The 9,147-nt window shown below is 35.4% G+C and carries 9 protein-coding genes; 3 read left to right on the forward strand and 6 right to left on the reverse strand.

Annotated features, from left to right (window positions below; all coding sequences use genetic code 11):
• Positions 1-156 precede the first annotated feature (156 nt).
• From atpE to ACH2CJ_RS06805, 5 genes are all read right to left on the reverse strand, one after another.
• A complete protein-coding gene (atpE, locus tag ACH2CJ_RS06785; protein WP_394991504.1) occupies positions 157-426 on the reverse strand; it encodes a F0F1 ATP synthase subunit C in 270 nt (89 codons plus the stop codon).
• Positions 427-523: 97 nt separating this feature from the next.
• Positions 524-1,585 carry a F0F1 ATP synthase subunit A gene (gene atpB / locus ACH2CJ_RS06790; protein WP_394991506.1) on the reverse strand — a complete coding sequence of 354 codons (1,062 nt, stop codon included), beginning with the start codon at positions 1,583-1,585 and terminating at the stop codon, positions 524-526.
• Positions 1,586-1,999: 414 nt separating this feature from the next.
• A complete protein-coding gene (locus tag ACH2CJ_RS06795; protein WP_394991507.1) occupies positions 2,000-2,212 on the reverse strand; it encodes an AtpZ/AtpI family protein in 213 nt (70 codons plus the stop codon).
• A 109-nt stretch (positions 2,213-2,321) separates the two neighbouring features.
• Positions 2,322-3,194, reverse strand: a complete 873-nt coding sequence (locus tag ACH2CJ_RS06800; RefSeq protein ID WP_394991508.1) for a glycosyltransferase family 2 protein — start codon at positions 3,192-3,194, stop codon at positions 2,322-2,324.
• Between the two features lie 91 nt (positions 3,195-3,285).
• Entirely contained in the window at positions 3,286-4,686 is a 1,401-nt protein-coding gene (locus ACH2CJ_RS06805) for a methylmalonyl-CoA mutase family protein (RefSeq protein WP_394991510.1), read from the reverse strand.
• Between the two features lie 184 nt (positions 4,687-4,870).
• Between ACH2CJ_RS06805 and dnaA the strand changes: the two genes are divergently transcribed.
• From dnaA to ACH2CJ_RS06820, 3 genes are read left to right on the forward strand one after another with little or no spacing between them, the layout of a single operon-like run.
• Positions 4,871-6,328 carry a chromosomal replication initiator protein DnaA gene (gene dnaA, locus ACH2CJ_RS06810; RefSeq protein ID WP_394991511.1) on the forward strand — a complete coding sequence of 486 codons (1,458 nt, stop codon included), beginning with the start codon at positions 4,871-4,873 and terminating at the stop codon, positions 6,326-6,328.
• A gap of 33 nt (positions 6,329-6,361) precedes the next feature.
• A complete protein-coding gene (gene bla / locus ACH2CJ_RS06815) occupies positions 6,362-7,255 on the forward strand; it encodes a class A beta-lactamase, subclass A2 (RefSeq protein ID WP_394991513.1) in 894 nt (297 codons plus the stop codon).
• Between the two features lie 43 nt (positions 7,256-7,298).
• A complete protein-coding gene (locus ACH2CJ_RS06820) occupies positions 7,299-7,655 on the forward strand; it encodes an MmcQ/YjbR family DNA-binding protein (protein WP_394991514.1) in 357 nt (118 codons plus the stop codon).
• A 65-nt stretch (positions 7,656-7,720) separates the two neighbouring features.
• On the opposite strand, the gene ACH2CJ_RS06825 is transcribed toward ACH2CJ_RS06820, so the two are convergent.
• The coding region (locus ACH2CJ_RS06825; protein WP_394991515.1) for an acyl-CoA carboxylase subunit beta at positions 7,721-9,147 on the reverse strand (1,427 nt) is incomplete at its 5' end.

The raw sequence follows: 9,147 nt of genomic DNA on the forward strand, positions 1-9,147 counted from the left end.
ATGGCTGGGGTTAGCAATTCCATGTTAATATAAAATTATAAAAATTAGTAATTATTTTTTAGCAAAATTGTCAAGGGTAAAGTATGAAACCTGCACCGACACCTAATGTGAACGGAGCAGGTTATCATTGCTGAATAAGTCGTTTGTTGCTATTTCTTACGCTAATTTGAAAGAAATCAACAAACAAATAACGGCTGCAAATAACGCAACGGCTTCTACAAGGGCTGCGATGATAATCATCATAGTTTGGATTTTGTTAGCTGCTTCTGGTTGACGAGCAACGCCTTCCAATGCACTACCACCAATACGACCTAAACCAAGACCAGCACCAATTGCAGCAAGACCTGCACCAATTGCAGCACCCATTACTGCGAATCCACGTCCGCCATCAGTGGCAGCTTGTAAAAGAACTTGTAAAAAAGACATGATAAAACAATTTATATAAGTGAAACAAAAAAGCAAAATAGTTTGTAGTCAACTGACAACGGTCGATAGGTTTAATTGTTGACTATCGACTAAAAAATTAATGACCGTGGTCGGCTTCGTGGTTATCTTCGATAGCACTCCCGATATACATTGATGTAAGCAAAGTAAAAATAAAGGCTTGCAAGAAAGCAACCAATAACTCGATTGCATTCATAAATAATGTAAATAGTGTAACTATTCCACCTACGGCAAAACTTTTGAAAATAAATATCAAACCAAGTAAACTCAAGATAATGATGTGTCCTGCGGTAATGTTGGCAAAAAGTCGAATTGTTAATGACATTGGTTTCATGAATACACCTGCAATTTCAACAACCCACATCAAAGGTAACATCAAAGTAGGTACACCTGCTGGTTTCACTAAGTGTATCCAATAATGTTTGTTGGCGTTGATATGTGTAATGACAAAAGTAACTACCGCTAAAAACAATGTAATTGTGATGTTTCCTGTTAAATTAACTCCGCCTGGAAGCAATCCTAATAAATTATTAATTAGGATAAAGAAAAACAGGGTAAGTAAATAAGGCAAGTATTTTTCGTATTTTACTCCAATATTAGGCTTCACAACTTCATCACGGATAAAGAAAATAACTGGCTCGATGAAAGATTGAAGACCTTTTGGTGCTTTTCCATGATTTTTATTGAAACTTTTTGCAACCGTAGTCATCAACAAAATCAAAATCACTGCACTTAAAAGCATTGAAGCTACATTTTTGGTAATCGAAAAATCCCAAACGTGAACGTTTTCGTCCAATCCACCTTGCGGGTTTAGGCGATGAATGTGTTCGTGGTTATTAATGTATCCATTATAAACGCCATTTCCTTCCGCAAATCTTTTTGAAGAGAATATTTCGATACCATTTTGCTTGGTATAAAGAATAATCGGTAATGGAAGGGTTAAACCATGTGCAAATTCCCACTCGTGAGAGTCAGAAATGTGGTGCATAATCATTTGACCGATGTCAAACTTCTCTTCTTGGTGGGCAGTTTCTTTACTTTCGTGCTGAACCTCGTGTTCTGCTTGTGCGAAAGAAAAATTTATCGAAAATACCGATAATGAAAGAACGAGTAGGAATTTACTTGTAATCGTACGCAACATATTATTTTAATTATTCGGTCAATTAAATAAGTGATTTTGTCACTTTTCTGAATTATGCCGCAATTTACGACTTAAATTCCAAATCTCAAAAATTGTATAAAATAAATATAGTACAAAAAAGTTAAGAATAAATAATTCTTGGTTTCGCAACCCTACGTAAAGTTCAATACCGATGAAGATAAGACTTAGAATAAGTCTTAAAACTACGGTAGAAAGGTAAAATGGAATGAAATTTTTCTGTTTTTCTCGTAAACCAAACTCAATTACTCGATGAAATAAAAATGAGAAGGCTACAAAGAAACCTAAAATTAACCATTTTTTTTCGTGTAATAAGTTCTCGAATCCAAGATATTTGGCTGAGAAAAATACAATTATCAATACGACTGTTAATATGACGGTTCTAAGCATAGTTGTCTAGGGATTTTTTGGAATTTGTCTGATTACATTGTAAAGCGACAGCCCAATTGAAGTGAGTGATAAGATAAGTGTGGCGATAGGGTTTTTGTTTGCCATTTTTCCATCAATCCAATAGCCTGCCCAAGTGCCTAAACCAATGGTAAGAGCCATTTGTAAGCCAATTTGGGTAAAAATCAGCCAATTTTGCTTGTCTTTCGGTGTTTCTTGCATGGTTTTTATAATATGGTATTAAGTTGCAAACTTGATTTGCTACGAGATTGCAGTTTCAAACTGCAATCAGCATTATCTTGTCTGTCTTGTAAATCTTTTAAAAATCTTATTAAAGGTTGATATAGTTTTGATATTCTCCAATTCGCCAGCCTGTTAGTTTTTCAAGTTTCATTAAAATCAAGTTTTTTAATGAATACTTTTTTTGTTTAATGTTAAAATCAAATGCCCAACTCATATTATTGATGCGTGGCTGAATAACTTTTGGATGCGTTCCTTCAAAAAGTGTCAAAGAATCTATGCCCGAATAATCAAAATCAAGATTGGAAGGTTGCTGTTGGTCGAGTTCTTGGTCGGTATGCCAAAAATAAGATAGTCCTCTTATTTTTTCGGTCATTTTGCTTGGTGGTTTCACCCAACCATAATGATAAATGTACGCATCAATAGATTTTACTTTCAGTTTAGTATTATCTCTTTTTCTAAAACCTTGGGCATCTTTATAAGACAAAACATTTTTAGTGTTACGAATGATTCTGATTTCATTACGATACCATTTTCGAGAATCTGCTACATATTTATATGAACCGTAAAAATGAGTGTATTTAAAAAGTAAGCCTTCTACTAAAAGATTATCTTTATCGGTTAGCATGGCATCTTTTATAAGTTGATGGTATTTTTCATGCACAATTTCATCGCTTTGAATATAAAATGCCCACGTGGTATCGTCACTGACTGCCGCAAGGGCTTTGTCGGTTTCAATCGCTAAAACCTTTCCATCTTTGCGTAGTGAATCATCCCATATCGTTTCGATAATTCGAATTTTATCAGATTTAATAGATTTAATTAAGTCCAGAGTGCCATCTTCTGAGTTGCCAACGGCTACTACAAATTCATCACAAAGAGGCAGAATAGAAGTAATTGCCTCCAAAACTGGGTAATCATATTTAATAGCATTTCGAACAATCGTAAAACCTGTAACTTTCATTTTTTGTTGAACTGGTTTGTATCCCGTTTATAAATAAACATTGCCATTTCCAAATTCTGTTTTGCAAAACGGGTTGAAAACCTTTAATATGTTATTCGTAAACCTCTGAAATTCGTCTGTTTTGCAAGATATTTTTATTAGAAACTACACTTTTTGGTATGTTATCAATATTTTCTGCTTCGACTCTAAATTTATTCACACCAACCATTATTTTATCATTTTGTAAGCTTTTCACTTTGGCTTGATAAGATTGTTCGATTTCAGATTGAATAAATCCTTGGTCGAATGCCTGCAGTATGCCACCCATATTCTCTACTTTCAAAAATAAATCCCACGCTGCGGTAGCTAATTTATAAGTAAGGCTTTCGATATAATAAGAACCTGCCGCTGGGTCGTTGGTTTTATCAAGATGGGCTTCTTCTTTCATCAAAATCGAAACATTTTTTGCAATTCGCTCACCAAGTTCAGACTTTGTTTCAAGTGCTAAAATTGAGTCATAAGCCAAAACCGTGAGAGAATCACAACCACCCATAGTTGCCGACATTGCTTCAGTTGTAGCCCGCAGCATATTCGTATAAGGACTTAGTTTTGCATCGTAAAAACTGGAAGTTTGGCAGTGGAGAAAATAGTTGTCAGTAACAAGCGAACAGTTATAGCTTTTTAATATTTTGCTCCACAAATAGCGTAATGCACGTAGTTTTGCGATTTCGACGAAATAATTTGTGCCGATAGAGATAGAGAATTCAATTTTAGGAATAATTTGCTCAATAGTACAGCCAAGGTCGGTTATTTTGTCTAAATATGTAACCGCCGAAGAGAGTGTGAAAGCCAATTCTTGAACAGCATTTGCACCTGCATTATGAAAGACGTGCGACTCTACGGTTACAGCTCGAAACGCTGGATATTCGTTGGTTTGTATGACATTTTTTTTTGTACTTTCCCAAGCATCTTTATCAATAATAGTTGATTCTGACGAAAAATATTTTGTTAGTATATCAGTCGCAAACCCACCTTTAAGTTGATAATGAATAAATTTCTTTAGATTAGTTAATAAAGTCTCTTTATAGTGCGTTTTGAAATAGATAGGGGTTTCGCTTAACTTAATGTTATTTAAGAGTCTAAGAAGGTCATGCTCGGTAGGGTCATAATTTCCAAAATCTATGGTTATAGCATCTATTCCTTTTTTTAAATAGTTGATAATCAATAAATTAGTGTCTTTTGCATTGATGTATTTTATTAAAGATCGATTCTCCCAACTTGCTGAATTTTTACTTTTTTGGGCTTGTTGGATTGCTTTTATTGGTAAATTTTTTAAATCTTCTTGGGCATAGTAGGGATAAATATCAAAGCCTTCGAGCGATTGCCAAATCAAGGTCTCGCTAAAGTTTTTTCCTTTTAAATCTTTCGTTACTTGGTTTAACCACGCCTCTTTTGTGATTTGTGAGAATTCGGAGAATAATTCTTGACTCATAAAAGAAATTGTATTTTTCAAAGATGATAGTGTCTTTTAGATAGCAAATGTAAAATTAACATTTGTACTTTTATTAGACAAATAAAATTCAGAAAAATATTGTTTGTTAAATACTTTGAAAATTCATTAAAAAACTCAAAATTCACTTCTCGGTTGGCTCAATTAAATGTTATCTTTGCAACCCTTTTGAATCTGACTATAACTGATGACTGTTTTAGAAACCCCAAAAACTCCAACTGTGACTGTTCAACGTGAGGTGGACATCGTGTGGCAGAATTGCCTAAAAATGATTCGGGAGAGTATCTCGGAGCAAAGTTATAAGACTTGGTTTGAACCTATTTTACCTGCTAAATTGGAAGGGAAAAAGTTGACAATTCAAGTGCCAAGTCAGTTCTTCTATGAATGGCTTGAGGAGAATTATGTGCATTTGTTACGAAAATCATTAGATTATGCCATTGGTCGAGATGGAATGCTGGAATATTCGATTGTAATTGATAGTGGAAATCGTCAGAGAAATGAGCCTCAAATTGCAATCAATATGCCGCCAGTCAATAATCCACAGTATGCTAAACCTGATAATCATAATGCCGATGTAGTAAAAAACCCTTTTCAAATGAAAGATTTGGATTCGTTGAGCCTCGACTCTTACCTCAATCCAAATTATACTTTTGACAATTATATAGAAGGCGACTGTAACCGTTTAGCAAGAGCTGCTGGTTATGCGGTTGCCTCAAAACCTGGTGTTACTTCGTTCAATCCCTTAATGATTTACGGAAGTGTTGGACTTGGTAAAACACATTTGGTACAAGCCATTGGCAATTTCATGAAAAACAAAGCTAATGGTAAGTTTGTCTTGTATGTTTCTTCCGAAAAATTTACGAGTCAATATATCAATGCTATTAGAAATAATAGTTTGCAAGATTTCATGAGTTTTTATATGCAGATTGATGTTTTGATTATTGATGATGTGCAGTTTTTGGCAGGAAAAGAAAAAACACAAGAAACATTTTTTCATATTTTCAATCATTTACACCAATCAGGTAAACAAATAGTGATGACTTCCGACCGACCGCCACGTGAATTGCAAGGGGTTGAGGATCGCTTGCTTTCACGTTTTAAATGGGGCTTAACGGCAGACTTGCAAACACCAGACTTTGAAACTCGCATTGCGATTATTCAGAAAAAAGTGCAAGCCGAAGGTATTTCGATTGACTATGAAGTGATTGAATATTTGGCTCATAGTGTAGATACAAATGTCCGTGAATTGGAAGGTGTGATGATTTCGCTTTTGGCACAAGCATCGCTCACACGCCGTGAAATCGATTTGGATTTAGCAAAAATTACACTCCGACACTTGGTAAAAGATTCAGAACGGGAAGTGACCGTTGATACAATCATTGAAGCCATAACCGAGCATTATAAGGTCAGAACACCCGATTTGAAAGGTAAAAGTCGCTTAAGAGAGATAGTTTTACCTCGTCAGGTGGCAATGTATTTGGCAAAAGAGCTCACCAATCTTTCTTTAAAGTCAATTGGTTATCACTTTGGCGGACGTGACCACAGTACTGTTATTCATGCCATTCAGACTGTAAACGATTTGATGGATACTGACAAAGAAATTAGTAGTGCCGTAGCCAAACTTTTGAAAATGTTTAGGAGATAATCTTATTGTAAAACAGAAATTTAAAGAAATAAAATGAAACGCAGAGTAGCCCTCCTAATTTTAACTTTTTATCTACAATCTTATGTTGCCAATTCGCAAACAGGCTTGCTTAAAAATAAAATTGAGCAAATAACAAAAACCAAGCAAGCCAAAGTTGGCGTTGCGATTTTAGGCCTTGATGGTAAAGACACTTTGACATTCAATGGAAATGGGCATTTTCCGATGCAAAGTGTTTATAAATTTCATTTGGCTTTGGCAGTTTTGAATCAAGTTGATAAAGGGAATATGTCGCTCAATCAGAAAATATTTATTAATAAAACAGATTTAAGAACAGATACTTGGAGTCCGCTAAGAGAAAAATATCCTAATGGAAATGTCAATATTGCGTTGAGTGAATTAATCAGTTTTACAGTTTCACAAAGTGATAATAATGGCTGTGATATTTTGTTTAAATTTATAGGCGGACCGAAAAAAGTGAATGACTATATACATTCTTTGGGCGTTAAAGATGTAGCAATTATGTCGAATGAAGAAGTAATGCAAGCCGATTGGAATGTGCAATATACTAATTTTAGTACGCCTGTTGCAGCAGTCCAATTACTCGAAAAATTTCATAAGAAACATATTTTATCTAAAACAAGTCAATATTTTCTTTGGAAAACGATGGTGGAAACCACCACGGGCTCAACTAAAATAAAGGCATTATTGCCAAAAACAGCAATTTTGGCTCATAAAACGGGCTGGTCTGGTACAAACAAAGATGGCTTAACAGGAGCAACTAACGATATTGGTATTGTAACTTTACCTAATGGAAAACAATTTATTATTGCGATTTTTGTTACGAATTCGATGGAAAAAGAAGCAACCAACGACCGTATGATTGCCGAAATTGCAAAAGCAACTTGGGATTATTTTATTAGTCAGTAAGTTTTTAATGTACTGATAATCAATATATTATACTTTTTTTCAGATGATAACTACTAAAATGGTTAGAGAGATTGCTCTTTCGTTTGATCAAGTGGAAGAGATGCCTCATTTTGAGAAAGCGTCGTTTCGAGTCAATAAAAAGATTTTTGCAACGCTAAATGAGAAGCATAACAGAGCTACGCTGAAATTATCTGAAAATGACCAATATATCTTTTCGCTCTATGGCGATAAAACCATTGTGTATTCTGTACCAAATAAATGGGGTAAACAAGGTTGGACAAACTTTAACTTAGATGGATTGGATGAAGAGTTTTTCAAAGACGCACTCACTGCATCCTATTGTGAAGTAGCACCCAAAAAACTTTCAGCAAAATATCAGAATGACGGATTCGAAATATGAGATACAGGATTGGAGAAAATGCTTCGTTTTCTCGTATCTCAAATCCCATATCTCGTATCTAAATTCTACAAAGGAATATTTCCGTGTTTTTTTCGTGGTAAAGTGTCCACTTTATTTTCGAGCATTTTAAAAGCTTTCAAAAGTTTTTCTCGTGTATCTTCTGGGCTGATAACCTCATCAATGTATCCTCTGTGGGCAGCTTTATATGGATTTGCAAATTTATCAGTGTATTCTTCAATTTTATTTTGTAGTTCTACTTTTGGATCTTCGGCTTCGCCTATTTCGTTTTTGAAAATAATTTCAGCTGCCCCTGCTGCACCCATTACGGCAATTTCAGCAGAAGTCCACGCATAGTTCATATCTGCACCGATGTGCTTCGAGTTCATCACACAATATGCTCCACCGTAAGCTTTACGAGTGATAACTGTTATTCGTGGCACAGTTGCTTCGCAAAAAGCATACAAAAGTTTTGCTCCATGCGAAATAATGCCGTGCCATTCTTGGTCAGTGCCAGGTAAAAAGCCAGGAACATCTTCTAATACTAATAAAGGAATATTAAAACAATCACAAAAGCGAACAAATCTTGCTCCTTTCAAACTTGCATTGATGTCTAAAACACCAGCCATTACAGCGGGTTGATTTCCCAAAATTCCAATACTTCTACCACCTATCCGAGCAAAACCTACCACAATGTTTTCGGCAAAATATTTGTGTACTTCAAAAAAACTGCCTTCATCTGTTAACTGCTCAATTATTTCCCGCATGTCATAAGGCTGGTTTGGATTTTCGGGCATTATTTTCAGCAATTCTGGTCTCTTTTCGCTACCATTCGACACATAATGGGTAAAAATAGGTTGTTCCTCGCAGTTTGAAGGAATATAACTAAACAATTTTTTAATATCGTTGATACATTGAACTTCATTGGCTGACACAAAATGCGTAACGCCCGATTTGGTTGCATGGGTCATTGCTCCGCCCAATTCTTCGGAAGTAACATCTTCGTGCGTAACTGTTTTTACCACATTTGGCCCTGTAACGAACATGTAAGAGGTGTTTTCAACCATGAAAACATAGTCTGTGAGGGCAGGGGAGTAAACAGCACCCCCAGCACATGGCCCCATGATAGCAGAAATCTGAGGAATTACGCCCGAAGCTAAAGTATTTCTATAAAAAATATCGGCATATCCTGCCAATGAATTAACGCCTTCTTGAATTCTGGCTCCTCCAGAATCATTCAATCCAATTATGGCAGCTCCGTTTTTCATGGCCATATCCATGATTTTACAGATTTTTTCGGCGTAGGTTTCAGACAACGAACCTCCAAAAATAGTAAAATCTTGGGCAAAAACATAGACTAAACGCCCCATAATTGTTCCATAGCCAGTTACAACACCGTCTCCTAAATAATATTCTTTATCGAGACCAAAATCTTTGTTACGATGCATAACGAACTTGCCAATTTCTTCAAAAGAACCTTCGTCTAATAGTAGCT

It is taken from the genome of Emticicia sp. (assembly GCF_043780375.1).
GTDB lineage: Bacteria > Bacteroidota > Bacteroidia > Cytophagales > Spirosomataceae > Emticicia.

Coding starts and splice junctions, on each gene's coding strand:
- ACH2CJ_RS06795 (WP_394991507.1), bottom strand. CDS start 2,212: ATGCAAGAAACACCGAAAGACAAGCAAAATTGGCTGATTTTTACCCAA.
- atpE (WP_394991504.1), bottom strand. CDS start 426: ATGTCTTTTTTACAAGTTCTTTTACAAGCTGCCACTGATGGCGGACGT.
- ACH2CJ_RS06800 (WP_394991508.1), bottom strand. CDS start 3,194: ATGAAAGTTACAGGTTTTACGATTGTTCGAAATGCTATTAAATATGAT.
- atpB (WP_394991506.1), bottom strand. CDS start 1,585: ATGTTGCGTACGATTACAAGTAAATTCCTACTCGTTCTTTCATTATCG.
- bla (WP_394991513.1), top strand. CDS start 6,362: ATGAAACGCAGAGTAGCCCTCCTAATTTTAACTTTTTATCTACAATCT.
- ACH2CJ_RS06820 (WP_394991514.1), top strand. CDS start 7,299: ATGATAACTACTAAAATGGTTAGAGAGATTGCTCTTTCGTTTGATCAA.
- dnaA (WP_394991511.1), top strand. CDS start 4,871: ATGACTGTTTTAGAAACCCCAAAAACTCCAACTGTGACTGTTCAACGT.